Source organism: Pokkaliibacter sp. MBI-7 (assembly GCF_029846635.1).
Lineage (GTDB): Bacteria > Pseudomonadota > Gammaproteobacteria > Pseudomonadales > Balneatricaceae > Pokkaliibacter.
On sequence record NZ_JARVTG010000001.1, the window covers coordinates 642,156 to 661,332 of the forward strand.

At 56.3% G+C, this 19,177-nt stretch carries 14 protein-coding genes; 5 read left to right on the forward strand and 9 right to left on the reverse strand.

Annotated elements, in window-relative coordinates; translation table 11 throughout:
• Window positions 1-113: 113 nt before the first annotated feature.
• Window positions 114-2,300 carry a transporter substrate-binding domain-containing protein gene (locus QCD60_RS02895; protein WP_279782259.1) on the reverse strand — a complete coding sequence of 729 codons (2,187 nt, stop codon included), beginning with the start codon at window positions 2,298-2,300 and terminating at the stop codon, window positions 114-116.
• A 309-nt stretch (window positions 2,301-2,609) separates the two neighbouring features.
• On the opposite strand from QCD60_RS02895, the gene QCD60_RS02900 reads away from it, so the two are divergent.
• On the forward strand, window positions 2,610-3,041 hold the full coding sequence (locus QCD60_RS02900) for a MarR family transcriptional regulator (RefSeq protein WP_279782261.1): 432 nt from the start codon (window positions 2,610-2,612) through the stop codon (window positions 3,039-3,041).
• Between the two features lie 19 nt (window positions 3,042-3,060).
• Here QCD60_RS02900 and QCD60_RS02905 read toward each other — a convergent pair whose 3' ends face one another.
• The 4 genes from QCD60_RS02905 to QCD60_RS02920 all read right to left on the reverse strand — a co-directional run bounded on the left by QCD60_RS02905 (window position 3,061) and on the right by QCD60_RS02920 (window position 7,210).
• Window positions 3,061-3,558, reverse strand: coding sequence for a GNAT family N-acetyltransferase (locus QCD60_RS02905; protein ID WP_279787871.1), 498 nt, complete (start codon window positions 3,556-3,558; stop codon window positions 3,061-3,063).
• A 42-nt stretch (window positions 3,559-3,600) separates the two neighbouring features.
• Window positions 3,601-4,509, reverse strand: coding sequence for a LysR family transcriptional regulator (locus tag QCD60_RS02910; RefSeq protein ID WP_279782263.1), 909 nt, complete (start codon window positions 4,507-4,509; stop codon window positions 3,601-3,603).
• A 96-nt stretch (window positions 4,510-4,605) separates the two neighbouring features.
• Entirely contained in the window at window positions 4,606-5,781 is a 1,176-nt protein-coding gene (locus QCD60_RS02915) for a M20 family metallopeptidase (protein WP_279782265.1), read from the reverse strand.
• 112 nt (window positions 5,782-5,893) lie between these two features.
• Window positions 5,894-7,210 carry an MFS transporter gene (locus tag QCD60_RS02920; RefSeq protein ID WP_279782267.1) on the reverse strand — a complete coding sequence of 439 codons (1,317 nt, stop codon included), beginning with the start codon at window positions 7,208-7,210 and terminating at the stop codon, window positions 5,894-5,896.
• Between the two features lie 570 nt (window positions 7,211-7,780).
• Here QCD60_RS02920 and QCD60_RS02925 point away from each other — a divergent pair.
• Complete coding sequence (locus tag QCD60_RS02925) at window positions 7,781-8,074, forward strand: hypothetical protein (protein WP_279782270.1); 294 nt, start codon at window positions 7,781-7,783, stop codon at window positions 8,072-8,074.
• A gap of 142 nt (window positions 8,075-8,216) precedes the next feature.
• On the opposite strand, the gene dcd is transcribed toward QCD60_RS02925, so the two are convergent.
• The 4 genes from dcd to QCD60_RS02945 form a co-directional block, all read right to left on the reverse strand.
• Complete coding sequence (dcd, locus tag QCD60_RS02930; protein ID WP_104154967.1) at window positions 8,217-8,783, reverse strand: dCTP deaminase; 567 nt, start codon at window positions 8,781-8,783, stop codon at window positions 8,217-8,219.
• A 105-nt stretch (window positions 8,784-8,888) separates the two neighbouring features.
• Window positions 8,889-10,007: an iron-sulfur cluster carrier protein ApbC gene (gene apbC / locus QCD60_RS02935; protein ID WP_279782272.1), complete on the reverse strand. Its 1,119-nt coding sequence runs from the start codon at window positions 10,005-10,007 to the stop codon at window positions 8,889-8,891.
• Between the two features lie 151 nt (window positions 10,008-10,158).
• The gene (gene trmA / locus QCD60_RS02940; RefSeq protein ID WP_347949951.1) at window positions 10,159-11,313 is read right to left on the reverse strand and encodes a tRNA (uridine(54)-C5)-methyltransferase TrmA; all 1,155 of its coding nucleotides are present in this window, start codon (window positions 11,311-11,313) and stop codon (window positions 10,159-10,161) included.
• Between the two features lie 140 nt (window positions 11,314-11,453).
• Complete coding sequence (locus tag QCD60_RS02945) at window positions 11,454-12,689, reverse strand: response regulator (RefSeq protein WP_279782274.1); 1,236 nt, start codon at window positions 12,687-12,689, stop codon at window positions 11,454-11,456.
• Between the two features lie 1,516 nt (window positions 12,690-14,205).
• Here QCD60_RS02945 and ltrA point away from each other — a divergent pair.
• From ltrA to rsxA, 3 genes are all read left to right on the forward strand, one after another.
• On the forward strand, window positions 14,206-15,894 hold the full coding sequence (gene ltrA, locus QCD60_RS02950) for a group II intron reverse transcriptase/maturase (RefSeq protein WP_279782276.1): 1,689 nt from the start codon (window positions 14,206-14,208) through the stop codon (window positions 15,892-15,894).
• A 208-nt stretch (window positions 15,895-16,102) separates the two neighbouring features.
• Window positions 16,103-18,130 (forward strand): methionine--tRNA ligase, encoded by a 2,028-nt coding sequence (gene metG, locus QCD60_RS02955; protein ID WP_279782278.1) that lies wholly within the window; start codon window positions 16,103-16,105, stop codon window positions 18,128-18,130.
• A gap of 461 nt (window positions 18,131-18,591) precedes the next feature.
• Entirely contained in the window at window positions 18,592-19,173 is a 582-nt protein-coding gene (rsxA, locus tag QCD60_RS02960) for an electron transport complex subunit RsxA (RefSeq protein ID WP_104154971.1), read from the forward strand.
• Window positions 19,174-19,177: the final 4 nt, after the last annotated feature.

Genomic DNA, 19,177 nt, shown 5'->3' on the forward strand with positions numbered 1-19,177 from the left:
TTCAGGCGAGGATTATCGGCCAGCCCTCTGTGATTGGCGATAGCCGCCTCATGGATTACCGGCAAAGATGCGGCAACAGATTGATCTGAAAAGGGTATTTAACGAAGAGACGGTCACACCTCAAAGCTGCTGGTGACACGACTTGTCTGTTTTGCCGGGGTATGGAGCTGGACGCGGTTGCGCCCCGCTTCTTTGGCCTGATACAGCGCCATATCAGCACGGCGAATCAGATCGTTACCGCTGTCGCCACGCTGATAGGCTGTCACGCCAAAGCTGGCCGTCTGATTACCAGCAGGCCCCTGCACTGCCTGACTGATTTCCCGTCGCAGGATTTCCGCCAGATGACCGGTCGCGGCCAGATTCAGTCCGGGGCAGATAACCATGAACTCCTCTCCGCCCCAGCGGCCGAAAACATGCTTATGGTTGATGACCTGCTCGACACTGCGGCACACCATATTCAGTACCGCGTCGCCCTCCTGATGGCCATAGCGATCATTCACCAGTTTGAAATGATCCAGATCGAGCAGAATCAGGCCGACACTGTACTGCCCGGCTGCACACAGATCGACTTCGCGGGCCAGCACTTCATCCAGCAGCTTGCGATTGTTCACTCCCGTCAGAGGGTCGGTGATAGTGATCCGCTCCAGCTTGCGATTGAACTTCTTCAGCTGATAGTTGCGGTACCACAGAAACGCCATCAGCACCGCCAGCGCCAGCCCGGCTCGCCAGATCCAGGTGTAGTCAACGGACTGTACATAACGCACTGATACCCACTGGTTATAAATACGTTTGGGGACTTCTGTTCCCATGGCATTGAGGGTTTTCTGTATCACTCCCAGCAGATGGGGAGCGGTACTGTGTACGCCCATGGCAATGTGCAACTGCTCGTCAAAGCGACCTGCAATCTTGATGTCATACCAGCCATGCTGCTGCATGCCGTACGCAATGGCCGCGACTGAATCAACATAGCCATACAGCTCACCATCACGGATGCGCCGTACTGCATCCGCCATACTGCTCACCGCCACCAGCTGCAGCTGCGGATAACGCTTCTTCAGTGCGTCAAAACTGAACAGCCCGGGTACATAGCCAAGTTTGCGGTCTTTCAGTTGCTGTACATCACCGACAAATATTTCATCCGAACCGGTTGCCAGAACGATAGGAATGTCGAGAAAGGGTTTGCTGTACCGTAACCCGCTCTGCCCGGCTGCCGTAGCGATCAGTGGCACCAGATCACAGTCGCCCCGGCCAGCGGCCTCCAGCAGTTCAGCACTGGTTGAGTAAAAGCGGGGGTGAAAGGACAGTTTCAGCGTCTGGCTGAGCTGGCGCAGCAGATCGGCGCTGATACCATTTAGCTGATCCCCTGACTGTCCCTCATAGGGCATATGATCGGACTGCACACAGACCTGCACGTCATTCAGCCCGGCAAGATAGCGCTGATCTTCATCACTCAGGGTCGTAGCATCCGCCTGGCCGGCGGCAGCCAGATTCCAGCGGGCGAACATATGCTGCATTTCCTGCGGGGTGATGGAATCCACCCCCTTCTGCAAAATACCACGCAGAATGGACTGATCCTTGTTGACGCCAATACTCATGACGCTGGTAAAACGCCGGTCTGTTGCCTGCCCGGCCAGCTTGATGTTGGTCAGAAAGTGGGTATCGATCAGATACTGCACCACCCCCGGCTCGCCGACCGTGGCATCGGCCCGGCCAAAGGCAACTGACTCCAGATTATCGAGGGTGTCATCTTCCAGCAGCAGTTTGATCTTGGGGTAGCTGGTTTCCAGTACTTCCTGAAAGAAAAAGCCACGGGGAATAGCCACCGTCTTGCCATTGAGATCTTCCAGACTGTGGATACTGTCGTTGTCGCGGGTGACGAAGATGCCCGAAGGTGAAGACAGATAAGGTTCGGTAAAGCTCATGAACTCCCGGCGACCGGGGGTATTGACGATATTAAGCATGACGTCGAGACGCCCATCTCTGATCATCGCCATGAACTCATCCCACTCAGGCCCCGAGACATAGCGGATATTGAGGCCCATTTTAACTGCCAGCAGATTCATGTAATCGATAGAAAAGCCGGTGGGCTGACCATTCTGATTGAAATTGAACGGTGGCCAGTTCATTTCGTTGTGCACGGTGATCACCGGGTGCTTCACCAGCCAGGCGCGCTCCTTATCGTCCAGCGGCACCACGGCCGCGGCAACGCTGGCGGCCAGCCACCAGAAGCACAGCACGCCAGCGAGCCAGCAGCTGCATTGCCGAAACAGGCCTTCCCTGCGCAATCGACGCGTTATCACTAGCGATCCCACTCCTGCACTCTGCTCACCCTCATCTCCCTGTGTGGCTTCCTGTTTAGGATTGTTCTCGACCCGTTCTGAATTTCTCTGTTCCCGCCAGTTTGAAGTCAGGTCGAAAAATACGAAGCGACAGAAGATAGTGCAGATCACGGTTCACGTCACTTGGCAATTACCAAAATGTCGCTGTCGGATACGTTGGCGCAAGTAGGGCCCGCCGCGCCCACAGAGGCCGTAGCCTCCTGAAACTTGCGGTTAAATCGCTCGCTATATACCATCACGCCAGTAATAACCGGGCCAGAGGACCGCACCATGTCACTGAAACTCGATGATCAGATCTGCTTTGCCCTGTACTCCACCTCACTGGCCATGAACAAGGTCTACCGCCGGGTGCTCAAGGCACTGGACCTGACCTATCCGCAGTATCTGGTAATGATGGTGCTGTGGGAAAACGACCAGCGTATGGTGTCTGAAATTGGCGAACGCCTGTATCTGGACTCCGCCACCCTCACACCGCTACTGAAGCGTATGGAAAGCGCCGGCCTGGTTGAACGCAATCGCGCCCCGCAGGATGAACGTCAGGTCATCATCAGCCTGACCGACAAGGGCAAAAACCTGAAGCAGCAGGCTGCTGAAACCGTTCCCCAGGAAATGGTGTGCTCCATGGCCTGCAGCCTTGATGAGCTGGCCAGTATCAAGTCACAGCTGGAAGGTTTACGCGACCGACTGATGAAATCGGGCTGATCACAGCGACATCGCCAACTTACAGTGAAATCGCAAACAGCTTCAGCGGCTGGCCGTTTTCACCCGGCTGCATCCCCTCCAGTACAAAGCCCAGACGCTCCAGTAAACGCCCCGAGGCAATATTGTCCGGGGTCGTGATGGCGACCAGTCGCTGCATACCCAGCTGCTGCCGGGCAAAGGTCATACAGGCCCACGCCGCTTCCTCAGCAATACCCTGACCGCGAAAGGCCGGCATAAAGGCAAATCCCAGATCGACATCCTCAAGGCTGTCGCGCTTGATCAGACCACACATGCCCATGGGTGTCCGGCTAAGCCGGTCACTGACCAGCCACAGGCCAAAACCATGGCGCAAATACATCTGCTGCGGCCCCTGACGAATATAGTCACGCGCCAGCTGTTCACTATGGATGCCCTTGTTACCGATAAAGCGGATCCAGTCAGGATCATTGATCAGCGCCAGAATAAATCCGGCGTCATCGACCTGCACTTCTCGCAGTGCCAGACGGTCAGTCTGCATGATCAGCACAATCCAGCTCCTTGCTCCCGGTTGCCGGGTGTCTCAGGTGAAATGGGGATAACGCAACTGCAGTTTAGACTGGATCATCTCGAATAGCTGGGTGGCACTAAGGGTCAGCAGGTCGCGCTTGGGAGTGACCAGCGAGATAACACTGTCCGGCACCGGCTCAATGATCGGCACTGCGCTGATGTCATTCCTGAGATCAGGACTGTCGAAGGCCTCTTTGGTATAGAGTGCGATCACATCCGTCGTGTTAACCAGGGTACGTGCCAGCGTCATTGACGAGCATTCCTGCACCTTCAGCGGCAATGGCAGACCATTCATGCTGAACATCTGGTGGAAGTAGGTGGTTTGATCACTCAGGGGATCAAGGCTGATCCAGTCGCCCTGTTGCAGCACGCGCAACGATTTGACGCCCTGTAACGGATGGCCACGACGAACGGCGACCAGATTGGGAATGCGGCAGATGGGTATCCACTCCAGCGCATGGCCCACCGCCGGCACCTGAGAGGTAATGGCGAAATCGACCCGGCCTTCGCGCAAATGTTCCAGTAACTGATAGGGGCGCATTTCCAGCACCCGCAAAGTCACACCGGGATGCTGCTGGCGAAACGCCACGATGCCATCGGCCAGAGGGCGCAGCACCGAGGTGATGGGAGTTACCCCCAGCACCACCTCACTGACCATCATGCCCTTCATGTCTTCAATATCCTGACGTGCGCGCTTTTCCGTCTCGACGATCAGGCGGGCATGGCCCAGCAGACGCTGACCGTATTCAGTAATGGTGATTCCACGTGCACCACGGATAAACAGGCTGATGCCCAGCTCACTTTCCAGCTCCTTGATGGACTTGCTGAGGGCTGGCTGGGTCAGGTGAAGACGGCGGGAAGCTTCTTGCAGGCTCCCCACCTCGGTAATGGTCAGAAAGGCTTTCAGTTGCTGGATTTTCATTACTACAGATCCCGGCACAGGGCGGTAAGACACCGCCAATGGCGCGAGTCTAGCATGATTCATGCCCCTGCCCGGGCAATTGCCTCACCTGCCTTTTTAGACAAGAAAAGTACGCGCCAGCTCAATCCAGCACGCTGCGCCTGCAGGCACCAGCTGATCATTGAAGTCATAGTGCGGGTTATGCACTGAGCAACCCACTGCCCCCTCCAGACCATTGCCCAGCATGAAGTAACTGCCAGGTACTTCTTCGATCATCCAGGCAAAGTCTTCGCTGCCATAGGCTGGCAGATGCTCCCTGGCCAGCCGCTCCTCTCCCAGTGCCGCAGCCACTGCCTGACGCAAGATCGCCGTCTCCTCCTCGGTGTTGAGCATCGCTGGCACCATGTGGTCATAGCGAATGTCTGCTTCGATACCGAAGGCCGCGGCCTGCCCCTCCACGATGGCGCGAATACGCCGTTCCAGCGTCTGACGGGTATCCACGGCCATCGCCCGGACACTCAATACCATTTCAGCCGTCTCCGGAATGACATTGGAGGTCGTACCCGCCCTGACCGTGCCGATACTGACCACGCCCGACTCCATCGGCGACAGGTTACGTGACACTACCGTCTGCAGCGCCATGATGGTGGCGGCCATGGCGACGGTGGGGTCAATCGCACGATGAGGCAGTGCACCGTGCCCGCCCTTACCACGGAAAGTAATGGTGACGCGGTCAGAAGAGCTGGTCATGATGCCGGTCTGCACAGCAGCCACCCCTTCAGCAATGCCGGGCATATTGTGTAATGCGTACACCGCATCACAGGGGAAACGGCTAAACAGACCATCCTCAATCATCGCTTTGGCGCCACTCAGCCCTTCTTCATCAGGCTGAAAGATCAGGTTGAGCGTGCCATCAAAGCCACGGTGACGGGCAAGATAATGGGCTGCGGCCAGCAGAATGGCCGTGTGTCCGTCATGGCCACAGGCATGCATATGACCATCACATTTGCTGCGATAGGGGACGTCGGTCTTTTCCAGAATAGGCAGGGCATCCATGTCGGCACGAATGCCGAGGCGTTTGCTGCCGTTACCCTGGCGTAGCACTCCGACCACTCCCAGCCCGCCAATCCCCGTATGTACCTCGTAGCCCCACTCCTTCAGCAGGTCGGCGACTAACTGTGAAGTACGGGGCACATCGGCACCCAGCTCAGGGTAGCTGTGAATATCCTGACGGATGGAGACAAAGTCTTCGCACTGACGCAAGAAGGCCGGGTCATTGATAAGACGAGTCATGGGAACCTCCGGTAACACTTGGGCAAGGCGCAGGTAACCGCAGCACCGCCACGATTACCCGACAACAGAAACAATCAGGTGAACAGAAACAATCAGGTGAAAGGCAGGCGCGTCAGGGCAACCGGCGCTCAGGGAACAGCAGCATGGCAATCAGGCTGATAAAGGTAGCCGCCATCAGGTACCAGGCCGGGACCAGTGCACTGCCGGTCCATGCCATCAGCGCGGTAACAAAGAAGGGGGCGAAACCACCAAAGATGGTCACGCCAAAGGCATACATGATGGAAATGCCGGTGGCACGGGAGAACGGCTCGAAAGCCTCCATCATCAGTACAAAGATGGTACTGGCGACAGCGGTCATGATCAGGATCAGGCCGCCAATAATCAGCATGGCCTGCAGCAACTCTGTGGACTGTTGCAACAGCAGGAACGCGGGATAGGTCACCAGCAGGGACAGCACCATGGCACAGACCGGCAGGGTTTTGCGGCTTTTCAGGGTGTCGCAGTATTTGCCAACGAAAGGCGGCACCAGAAACAGAATGGCTCCTGCCAGACTCGCCACCGCAAACGCGGTAGAGCTGGGGAAGTGCAGATTACGAATCAGATAGGTCGGCATGTAGAACACCTCCAGATACATGGAAGAGGTGCTTGCTACCATCAGCAGAATGCCCAGCAGCAGTGTCCGGTAATGTTGTCGCAGCACGTCCCGCAGGCTGACTTTGTGCTCATGCTCTGCAGTCACCACATGGGTTTCGTCGAGCTGACGGCGAATGTACATGCCCACCGGAGCAATCAACAGCCCGAGGATAAAGGGCAGTCGCCACCAGCCTGACTCCAGCTCAGCAGGAGTGAACGCAGTGGACAGGCCAACGCCGATCAGAGCGCCACACAGTGCGGCGGCGCCCTGGCTGGCGGTTTGCCAGCTCACCAGAAAGCAGCGGCGATGAGCCAGACCACTCTCCATCAGCATGGCGGAGGAAGCACCGATTTCGCCACCGGCAGATAACCCCTGCAACAGTCGTCCCATCACCAGTAAAAGGGTGGCGGCAATACCGATCTGGTGATAGGTCGGGGTAAAGGCGATCAGCGCCGTACCGATGGTCATCAGCAGGATGGTCAGGGTCAGCGCCGCTTTGCGGCCACGTTTATCGGCGTAGTTACCAATCAGCACTGCACCGAGAGGACGCATGAAGAAGCCGACACCAAAGGTCGCCAGCGACAGCAATAATGCACCCAGAGATGAGGAAACAGGGAAATAGAGCTTGCCGATAATGGCAGCAAAGAAGCTGTAGACCGTGAAATCATACATCTCAAGGCCATTACCCAGCACGATTGCCACCACATTGGAGGCGGATGATTTACGAGTCTGCGTGGCCTGGGGCGACGCCGTCAGTACAGAGGGATCTGCACTCATGTCAGAACTGATGGTCACGGTTAGGTCCTCTTTATTTCCAAGGATTATGGAGAGGTGCGCCAGCTGGTTCTGTCCGATATTACAAAGTGCTACGGCGGTGACATCTGAACATTATTTATAGCTATCACCTTTTCTTATTAGACCAGAGTCATCTACTGGTCTATCTGCGCCAGCAAATGACGGTATTTCTTACCTCTTTCTCACCCCTGCACCAGCATCGGGCAGCACCTTGTCTCTGACGGCCAGTGCACCCAGCAGACCCGCCTCACCGTAATAGCCATGCATACCAGTGCTCTGACCTGCACAATGACGAAAACAGCAATGAATCGTCGGTCTGTCATTCATATCAGCAGAACCCGGCAGCACGACAGGACACTATCCGAACAGAGATAACTAATTTTTATAGATATGAATATCTGCCATGGTTAGTTCATCAGGGTGTCATCTTCTGCTCGCGCCCATGCCCTCCTCCTGCATATCCCTGCACTTGATCCTGATCAGCAGTCTTCTACCGGAGGAGAGACAGGGATTGCCTGGCCATCGGCAAGATTTTAAGGTGTGTCGCAGCCGTACACAGAGGAAGCAGGAATGATCATTAACAGGCTGATTCAGGCCGTTGGCGTAGCCGCCGTGGTGTTTGCCATCTGGGAGTTTGCCGGTATTTATCACGCCAGGCAGGTAGCGTCAGTGTACATCCCCAGCTGCCAGCAGCAGATCGAGCCCGGCAAACTGGCAGCGCAAGGCGTCGGGGATGATGACATCACCGCTCAACTGCGCCAGTGCGTGACTGGGCGCTTTACCTTCTGGGACAACCTGCTGCTCAACGCCGATGCCTTCCAGTTGCAATACAGCAAGGAACCGCTACCGGCACAACCACAGTAACGAGGCATGGTGTGTAGTGTGCGACAGGCTGACACAGGTCAGCAGCAAATATGGAATCGGTGGGAGCGTCAGGGGGATAGCAAGGCAGGTACAGCGTGCTACCCCCGGCACAACGCCGAAGGTAGCAGGTGGCACACAGAGATCAGGTGCGAGGAACGACGACGCCCGTCTGTCCCTGATATTTACCATTACGGTCAGAATAACTGACGTCGCAGACTTCATCGGATTCAAAGAACAGCATCTGTGCCACGCCTTCATTGGCGTAAATCTTGGCAGGCAGCGGCGTGGTGTTGGAGAACTCTAGCGTCACGTGCCCTTCCCACTCAGGTTCCAGAGGAGTGACGTTGACGATAATGCCGCAGCGGGCATACGTGCTTTTCCCCAGACACACGGTCAGGATACTGCGGGGAATGCGGAAGTACTCCACCGTACGCGCCAGAGCAAAGGAGTTCGGCGGGATAATGCACACATCCGACACCACATCGACAAAGCTCTTGTCATCGAAGTTCTTGGGGTCAACGATGGATGAGTTGATGTTGGTAAAAATCTTGAATTCATTGGCACAGCGCACATCGTAGCCGTAGCTGGAAGTGCCATAGGAGATCACTTTACCGCCATCGGTATGGCGCACCTGGCCATATTCGAAGGGAGAGATCATCTGATGCGATTCAGCCATACGGCGAATCCACTTGTCTGATTTGATAGCCATATTGTCCGTCTTGAGCCATTGGCTCCATTGCAATCATTCTGAATGCCTGCAGACACGCTGCCTGCAGGCAAAATAAGGTCAGCTCAGTCCTGACCAGCGACAGGATCAGTCATCACTGACGCTGAACACGGGCATGGCCGGTGTAGCCTGACCAATCAGAGCCAGTGCCACTTTCAGGGCAATCGCCCGATAATGCCCGGCTTCACTGCTGTCAGGATCGGCAATGACTGTCGGCTGGCCACTGTCAGCCTGCTGGCGAATCTTGAGTGTCAGAGGCAGGCTACCGAGCAGCTGGGTCTGGTACTCCGTGGCAATCCGCTCGCCACCGCCTTCACCGAAGATATGCTCCTCATGGCCGCACTGCGTGCAGCGATGCAGGCTCATGTTTTCCACCACACCCAGCACCGGAATCTCCACCTTGCGGAACATCTCGATGCCTTTCTGTGCATCCAGCAGGGCAATGTCCTGCGGCGTCGTTACCACCACCGCGCCAGCTACCGGCATCTTCTGTGCCAGTGTCAGCTGGATGTCACCGGTGCCGGGAGGCATGTCGACAAACAGATAGTCGAGATCCTGCCACTGCGTCTGCGTCATCAGCTGCTGCAGGGCACCACTGGCCATTGGGCCACGCCAGACCATGGGCTGACGCTCATCAATCAGGAAGCTCATGGACATGGCCTGCACACCGTGAACATCGATAGGTGCCATGGTGTTGTCATTGATCTGCTGAGGCCGGGTGCCGCTGGGCACGCCCAGCATCATGCCCTGACTGGGGCCGTAGATGTCCGCATCCAGAATGCCGACTCGGGCACCGAGTTGCGCCATGGCCAGTGCCAGATTGACGGTGGTGGTGGACTTACCGACACCGCCTTTGCCTGAGGCCACCGCGATAACGTTCTTCACCCCCTGCAACGCGGCCACACTGGCTCGTGCAGTGGTTTCGGGGATACGGCTGACCAGCTCCAGCGTCAGGGTGGCGCCCTGCAGATGCGGAGCCACGGCAGCTTCCACCCTACGACGCAAGTCCGCCTCAACACTCAACCAAGGGTATGGCAGCCCAATTACCACCTGACACTGGCCTGCCACGATACTGACTGACTCCACCGCCGCCAGTTCCTGCCAGGGGCGCTGCAACAGCGGATCCACCAGCGCTTCCAATATCGCCACCAACGCAGCCTGCTGGGTTGACGCCTGCTGGGTTGAAGAGTCCTGCGGTGAAGACATAGTTCTGTTCCTGCGTTTGAAAGGGTTAGACAACCAGTTTGCCATCGTCCCTCCGGGGCTCGCTCCACCCGGGTCGGCAATCACTCGGGACAGGGATGAAAAACCTCTGCACCGGATGCCGTATTACCCGAGTATTTCAGTGGGGCAAACTCTACCGTGACTGGCGCCGACTCAGCAACACACCACACTCTTTGTGATGGGTGTAAGGGAACTGATCAAACAGTGCAAAGCGCTCAATGCCGTGGCTGTCTGCCAGGGCAGTCAGATTGGCATGCAGGGTATCGGGGTTACAGGAAATATAGAGAATGTGGTCGTAGCGACGCACCAGCTCCACCGTGTCGTCATCCAGCCCGGCACGGGGCGGATCCACCAGCACGGTGGTGAAGTTATATTCCGCCAGATTGAGCTCCTGGAAGCGGCGGCCGCCTCCCTGCCCCAGCATCGCTGCACTGAAGTCTTCACTGGCCATACGGGCAATGCGTACATTGCTGATACCGTTGCGCTCGATATTGTACTGTGCAGCCTGAACTGAACTCTTGGCGATTTCGGTACCAACCACCCGGTCAAAACTGTCGGCCAGAGCCAGACTGAAGTTGCCATTGCCACAGTAAAGCTCCAGCAGATCGCCACTCAGTCCCCGGCTGGCATCCACCGCCCAGTTCAACATTTTCTCTGCCACACCAGCATTGGGCTGGGTGAAGCTGTTTTCGACCTGTTTATAGTGCAGGGTCCTGCCCGCCACGGTCATGGTTTCCACCACCCAGTCCTGATCCACCTTATGTTTGACCTTACGGCTGCGCCCCACCAGCTCAACGCCCAGCTCCTGCTTGAGCCAGCGGGCAGGTTCAAGCCAGCTGTCATCCAGTGCCTTGTGATAAAGCAGGGAAATCAGCGCCTGCCCGGACTGCGTGGTCAGGAAGTCCACCTGAAACAATTTACGCCGCAGCACGTCGTGCTGTTTAACTGCAGCCAGCAAACGTGGCATCAGCTCATTGATCAGGCGACCCGCCACAGGAAACTGATCCACACGGTGACGGGTAAACTTATCGCCAGGCTCAAACATCACGTAGTAAAAGTCATCCTCCTCATGCCATACCCGAAACTCGGCACGCATGCGGAAAAACTCCTTCTCCGAGGCAAATACCTCCAGGGCAGGTGGCGCAAATTCGGCGAACTGGGCTTCCAGCTCAGCCGCTTTTTCTGTCAGCAGCGCCTCATAACGCTCAGGCTGGGTAAAGCCGCTTCGTGCAGACGGAGCCTGGGCAGACGATGCCTGTTCGGATAGGGGCAGATCAGAGTGAGACAAGGGCGAACCTCAACATACGCAAGCTGTAGTGGAAAACCGGCCTTCATCAGGCAGTGATGAAAAGGGGCGGCATTCTAGCACACTTATCGCCACACTGGGGTTAGCGGATAGCGCTCTGGCAATGGCTCAACACCACCTGCTTACCAGCCATCAACAAACTCGGCAGCCTGTTCCTGCCAGTTTTTGAAGTGTTCGAGTAAACCCGACGCGGCCAGATCCTGCTCATTCAACCGGGCAGACAGTGCGTAGTTCACATCGTGCAACAAGGGCGGCAGTAGCGCATCGGCGATGCTGACCAGAACCACACCGATAGAACAGCTGTTATATCCCTCATCACAATGGTGACGCAGCACCATCTCAACAATGGCAGCCGGGAAGCGCCACAAACCAAGCAGGTAAGCGCCGACTTCACCATGGCTGACCCCCAGCACCTGTTGCTCGGCATCATGCAGGCTCATGCCCTGACGTTCACACAGGACAAAGGCTTCAGCATAGGCCTCAGGCATGCGTGCTGCGAGCAGGAACATGCCCAGATCATGCAACAGCCCGCCCATCATGATCTGATCAGCCACGGCCTTCGGCAGGCCAATCTGCAGCGCCATATGGCGGGCAAACTTACCCACCGCCACCGAGCGTCGGCGCAGATTCTCGAAGGAATAACGCTGCCAGTGATGCTGCTCCAGCTCATGCATCATGTGACAGACCAGCACCCAGTCATTGACATGCCGCATACCCAGCCGCACCACCGCATCGTGGACGTTGTCGATAGTGCGCGTCTGGCCAGTAAACCCGGAGTTAACGATCCGCAGCAGGCGGCTGGAGATACCCAGATCTGACTCGATCAGACAGGTGACATCCCGTACCGTCACATCGGTATCCTGCAGCATGGCCTGCAGTTTCTGGCAGGTGGAGGGCACCGCAGGCAGATTACCGATGCCGCCCATGACCTCGCGCAGGCGTGAGTTGCTCATCATCTCCTGCACCTGACAGGCCTGATTGATGGCCTCCACCAGGGTGTCAATATCACAGGGCTTAGCCAGAGACTGGTGCGCCAGCTCGGCAGCGATGGCGATATCATCACTTTCGGCATAACCGGTCAGCACAATACGGGCGACACCGGGGAAGCGCTCGACCACCCGGCGTAACAGACCCACGCCATCCATTACCGGCATCCGCATATCGGTAACGATCACATCAAAGGGCTCCTCGCGTTCCATCAACGCCAGTGCCACCGGACCACTCTGCACGAAGCTGATTTCCCAGGACTCCTGCTTCTTGCGCAGCGCCCGGCGCAGGCTGCTGAGAATCAGCGGATCATCATCCACCAACAGGACACGCTTTTTCTTCGACGGCTGCAGCCCCCGACTTGCTGTCATTTCAGAGTACATAGCTATCTGACTTCCATACTGCCTGCGTTATCTATCTGCTAACCATGGCGCCACCGCCTGCAACCTCAAGCCCCTGCCGGAGCACCGCTTCGGGCAAAACAGATGCAAGGTCGTGCTGCTGTCGTTATAGTAAGTGCACTTGTGCGACACGTGTAGCGTGTCCTCTTGATACCCACAACCAGCTCCGGCAGGTGGGGGCAGCTCGTTGAGCTGTTGTCTGAAGAGACAGGAGCACTGGTAGTTACTTCGGCTATCAGGGCGCTGCCAGTGGGCAGTGCTGTCCGCAAGGATACGAAGGTCCTTTTGGCACGGATGTGCCCACCCGACGGTCTCCTCGATACGTCAATCCAGTCTCGGCTGGAGGTCTATATGGCAGAGGACGGGCAGACGCTTCGGCTGCCGGGGCCATCCTAATGCAGGATGGTTGTCCGCAAGGACGAGAAGAGCCTTTTGGTACGGATGTACCCACCCTGACGCCTGTCTCGGCACGTCAGTCCTGCGGTTCGCCACGGGAGTGCATATCTTAGCCGGTATGTTCAGAGATACCTGATTAATGGACCTTGGTCCATTGTTGTCGTCGTACAGGGTTGTACGGTGTATTCCGGTGACGGGATGATCAGGAAACAGTAAAGGGACACTGCAAGGATCGGAGCCCAAATCCAATCAGCACAATGAAAAATTGGACGTCGCTCAGGAGGAGCTGTAGGTGCCATAGCGGAAGTCCGTCTTCCGTTTTCACTTAATCAAGAGGTTCAGAGCTAAAGCTCTGTTTACCATTGTCGGGGTCCGTTTCGGCGGACAAGTCGACCTGTTGTACGACCAACAGTAACCCACGGGGACATGCAGGGCGGGTAACTGCCTTGTGTGAAGCTCCCCCGGAATGTAACCCTCCCGCAAGGGGCGCTGGCACTTTGTGAGAAGTGGCAGCGGATTCTCGGAGCAGTACCGGGTTGAGGGGCTAGGTTGGCTGGTAGGGGAAACGTAAGTGAACTGCTGATAAACGTCGTAATTACTGACAAGCCTAAACTGCTGACAGGCTTGAACCAAAAGGTGTGTGGCCGGTTATCTCTGTAAGTGCTAGAGATACGTCGTCATGAGAGCCATCGGCGAAAAGGCAGTCCCTAACCCAGTCGTGTGGTAAGCAGGGAACGTGGTAAGACCGTATAGCCGCCCTTCGGGGCAGGAGCGCCGTGAGGCAATCTGTTGGCTGTGCGGTTATGGGAGGGTGGAGAAAGCGAAGGCCATCCGGTAATAGGATGGATAGGGGTTTTAATGTCACCCCACGGGAAACCGGGCAGACTTCCACTTGGCAGATCGTCGTAAGGCGGCTGTTACCCTCTTACCTTTGAGACCATTAAACACTTCGGTGAACCCTGAGTTCACCCTACTACACACTCGGCAGACCTTGAGTCTGCCTGTTGCTCTACCCCTGACGGGACAGTTTTTCCCGTCAGGGAGAATGCTGTCTTCGTTCAGGATCATGGTCTTGAATAAGGAAGGCAGCATGAAAGAACTGACGCGCGAAAGCGTGATGTCTGCGCCTACCGGCGGACCGTTGGTGTGGCACGAGGTCGATTGGCAACGTGTGCAACGGAACGTCAGAGGAATGCAGATTCGTATTGCGAAGGCTTGTAAGGAAGGCAAATGGCGGAGGGTGAAAGCCCTGCAACGGCTGCTGACCCGCTCACGTTCAGCCAGATTACTGGCGGTGCGGCGAGTGACTGAGAACCAGGGTAAGCGCACGGCGGGAGTCGACCGCGTACTCTGGGATACGCCCGAAAGTAAACAACTGGCGGCGGAAACGTTGAAACGCCGGGGGTATCGCCCTCTGCCTCTGCGCAGGGTGTATATCCCCAAGAGTAATGGGAAGGAACGTCCTCTGGGCATCCCCACCATGTATGACCGGGCCATGCAGGCGTTATACCTGCTGGCATTGGCTCCTGTCGCGGAAACACGGGGCGATCCCAACAGCTACGGCTTCAGGATCGAACGGTCAACTGCGGACGCCATGGGTCAGCTCTTTGTGTGCCTCGCCAAAAAGGCGTCAGCCCAATGGGTGTTAGAGGCAGACATTAAAGGCTGTTTTGACCATATCAATCACGACTGGCTGGTCCAGCATGTCCCTACGGACAGGCAGGTACTGACCAAGTGGTTGAAAGCGGGGGTGGTCCACAAGGGCCAGCTCCAGTCGACAGAGGCAGGAACGCCACAAGGGGGAATTATTTCTCCGACCTTGGCTAATATGGCGTTGGACGGTTTGGAACGCGAACTCCAGCAATACTTGGGACGGACCAAATCGGGACGATTCAAGGTTAATGTTGTGCGGTATGCGGATGATTTTGTCATCACAGGCGCCTCGAAAGAGGTACTGGAGAACGACATCCGGCCTTGGGTAGAAACATTCCTGCATACGCGGGGATTGCAACTATCCGGGGAAAAGACACATGTCGTCCACATTGACCATGGCTTTGATTTTCTGGGATGGAATTTCCGCAAATACGGCGGCAAGCTCCTGATCAAACCAAGCAAGAAAAACGTGCAAGCGTTCTATCGCAAGGTCAAGGAAATCATCGACGCCAATAAAACTGCTAAGCAGGAGAATCTGATTCGCCTGCTGAACCCGGTGCTGAAAGGATGGGCTTTGTACCATCAGCCGGTGGTAGCCAAGGCAACGTTCAGCCGTTTAGACGACCTGATTTTTCAGGCGGTACGAAAATGGGCCAAGCGTCGGCACCCGAACAAGAATGCCTTATGGGTCATGGAGAAATACTTCCAGCCCATCGGGGAGCGTTCAAGGGTGTTTGCCGCCACGGTAAAGAATGAGTGGGGCGACAAGTCGGTGGTGGCGCTGTATGCGCTGGCCAGTACACCGATAGAACGACACAGAAAGATCGCAGGGGACTACAATCCCTTCGATCCCGACATGGAAGCCACAGGTGAGGCGCTGCGAATGAGTCGGATGCTGAATAAGCTGAAGTATCGTAAGCAGGTTGCCAGTCTGTACACCCAGCAGAAAGGTCGCTGTGCGTTATGCAAGGAACCGGTTACCAAAGAAACAGGATGGCATGACCATCATATCGTTTACCGCTCACAAGGGGGTGACGACACACTGAGGAATCGGGTACTCTTGCACCCCGTTTGTCACGCTCAGCTCCACAGCCGTGGTCTGACAGTAAACAAACCGGCCCATTAAGTGGGCTTAGTTTAATCTGCTCGAGCCGTGTGCGGTGAAAGCCGCACGCACGGTTCTACGGGGGGGATGGCACAGTAATGTGCTGTCCCTACCCTACTTCGGGAAGGGTCTCCATAAATACGCGTGCGCTTTGATTCATAGCAGTATAGAACGTGATTTACCCTTCCCTGCTGTTCGTTCCTGACACATGCCGAGCCATCCAAAGATTATGTCTGACGCTACTCGCAAGATTCTTGTCACCAGTGCGCTGCCCTACGCCAATGGTTCCCTGCATCTGGGCCACCTGCTGGAACAGATCCAAACTGACATCTGGGTTCGCTTCCAGAAACTCCGTGGTCATAACTGCACCTACGTCTGTGCGGACGATGCGCATGGCACCGCCATCATGCTCAAGGCTGAGCAAATGGGGATCACACCGGAAGCCCTGATTGACGAGGTGAATGCAGAGCATCGCCAGGATACCGCTGACTTTCTGGTGCGCTTCGATAATTACTACTCGACTCATTCGCCCGAGAACAAGCACTACTCAGAGCTGATCTACAATCGCCTGAAGGCCAAGGGCCATATCGCTGAACGCACTATCGTGCAGGCTTATGACCCGGTGAAGAACCTGTTCCTCGCCGATCGCTTTATCAAAGGCACCTGCCCACGCTGCAAAGCTGAGGATCAGTACGGTGACAACTGCGAAGCCTGCGGCGCGACCTACACCCCGGCAGAACTGATCAACCCACGCTCAGCCATCTCTGGCGCCACGCCGGTGAACAAGGAGTCCACGCACTTCTTCTTCAAGCTGCCTGAGTTTGACGCCTTCCTGAAGGAATGGACGCGTAGCGGCACCCTGCAGAACGAAGTGGCCAACAAGCTGGCTGAATGGCTGGAAAGCGGCCTGCAGGAGTGGGACATCAGCCGTGATGCGCCCTACTTCGGTTTTGAAATCCCCGGCGAGAAAGACAAATTCTTCTACGTCTGGCTGGATGCACCTATCGGTTACATGGCCAGTTTCCAGGACTACTGCAACCGTGAAGGTGTCGACTTCGACGAGTTCTGGAATAAGGACTCCAAAGCCGAGCTGTATCACTTCATCGGTAAGGACATCATCAGTTTCCATTCGCTGTTCTGGCCATCCATGCTGCATGCGGCTGACTTCCGTACCCCTACAGCAGTCAATGCGCACGGTTTCCTGACCGTTAACGGCAAGAAGATGTCCAAGTCACGCGGCACCTTTATCAAGGCCCGTACTTATCTGGATCACCTTGACCCTGAATACCTGCGTTATTACTTCGCGGCCAAGCTGACCTCCAGCGTCGATGACCTCGACCTGAACCTGGAAGACTTCGTACAGCGGGTAAACAGTGATCTGGTCGGCAAGGTGGTCAATATTGCCAGCCGCTGTGCAGGCTTTATCAGCAAGAAATTCGATGGCGCACTGGCCGATACCGACGCAGCTCCCGAGTTGACCGCCGAGTTCCAGGCCGCAGCCGAAACCATCGCTCAGTACTATGAGAAGCGGGAATACGGTCGTGCCATCCGCGACATCATGGCGCTGGCTGACAAGGCCAACCAGTACATCGCAGACAAAGCGCCCTGGGTGCTGGCCAAGCAGGAAGGCATGGAAGCGGAAGTGCAGGCCGTCTGCACCGCAGGCATCAACCTGTTCCGTCTGCTGATTGTTTACCTCAAGCCGGTGCTGCCGCAGCTGGCCGAACGCTCCGAAGCCTTCCTGCAGGATCAGCTGAACTGGGCCAGTGCTGAGACACTGCTGTTGGGCAGCCGTATCAGCACCTTCACCGCCCTGCTGACCCGCGTAGAGATGGATAAGGTCAATGCCATGATCGATGCATCCAAAGAAGAGCAGGCGGCAGCAACTGCACCGGCCGTCAAAGGGCCACTGGCAGAAGAACCCATTGCCGAGACCATCGACATTGCTGACTTTGCCAAGCTGGATCTGCGTGTAGCCCTGATCGCCAAGGCCGAACACGTTGAAGGCGCAGAAAAACTGCTGCGCCTGACGCTGGATCTGGGCGGCGAAACCCGCAATGTCTTCTCCGGTATCAAGTCGGCCTACAAGCCTGAAGATCTGGAAGGCAAACTGACCATCATGATCGCCAACCTGGCTCCCCGGAAGATGAAGTTCGGTCTGTCGGAAGGCATGGTGCTGGCGGCAGGCCCCGGCGGTAAGGACATTTGGTTGCTGGAGCCCCATACCGGCGCCCAGCCAGGAATGCGGATCAAGTAACCGATACGTTCTGCCATATACCAAAGCGCTGCAAGTCAGCGCTTTGGCGTTTTTGATGCCTGAGCCCCTCGCACTAACAGCATATCCGCGTCATGAAAGGCAGCGCCAAGGTATCCCGTTGTTGACTTACCGTTCAGGCAACAGCAAAAGCCATCATCTAGCAAAGCCAGCTATGGCAAGATGGCCTTTATCAATAATAACCATAAGCGCTATAAGCGAATGTCTACAGAACGTTTTCTTATAACGTAGTGAGTTTAGTTCTAACTGACGTGCAGCAAATTGGCGCCGCGACAATTAGAATAGCCTGTTCCAAAAACCGACATACGATCGCCGATGCTTCGCTGGCTTACCAGACAGGAAACTCAGGCAGGCTCCCACCGTATGACGAATGACCGTGAAGATTAACCTGTTGCGGCGATATCCGTTCCCAGCCGCATACCCCGGATAAGTGATGCTTAAGAATGTCTGATCTTGCCCTGATCCTCGTCAGCACGATCCTGGTCAACAACTTTGTACTGGTGCAGTTCCTCGGTCTGTGCCCGTTCATGGGCGTTTCCAACAAGCTGGAAACCGCCATGGGTATGTCACTGGCCACCACCTTTGTCCTGACCCTGTCCTCCCTGTGCAGCTATCTGACCTACACCTACATTCTGGCGCCACTGGGTCTGGGCTACCTGAAAACCATCGCCTTTATTCTGGTGATCGCCGTGGTGGTGCAGTTCACCGAGATGGTGGTGCGTAAAACCAGCCCGGTGCTGTACAAGGTGCTGGGGATCTTCCTGCCACTGATTACCACCAACTGTGCCGTACTCGGTGTGGCATTACTGAACATCAACAAACAGAACTCACTGGTGGAATCCGTGTTCTACGGCTTCGGTGCTGCAGTGGGCTTCTCTCTGGTATTGATTCTGTTCGCCGCCATGCGTGAGCGCATCGCCGTGGCAGATGTGCCCCTGCCGTTTCGCGGTGCCGCCATCAGCATGATCACCGCGGGCCTGATTTCACTGGCGTTCCTTGGCTTTACCGGCCTGGTACAGATCTGAGGAG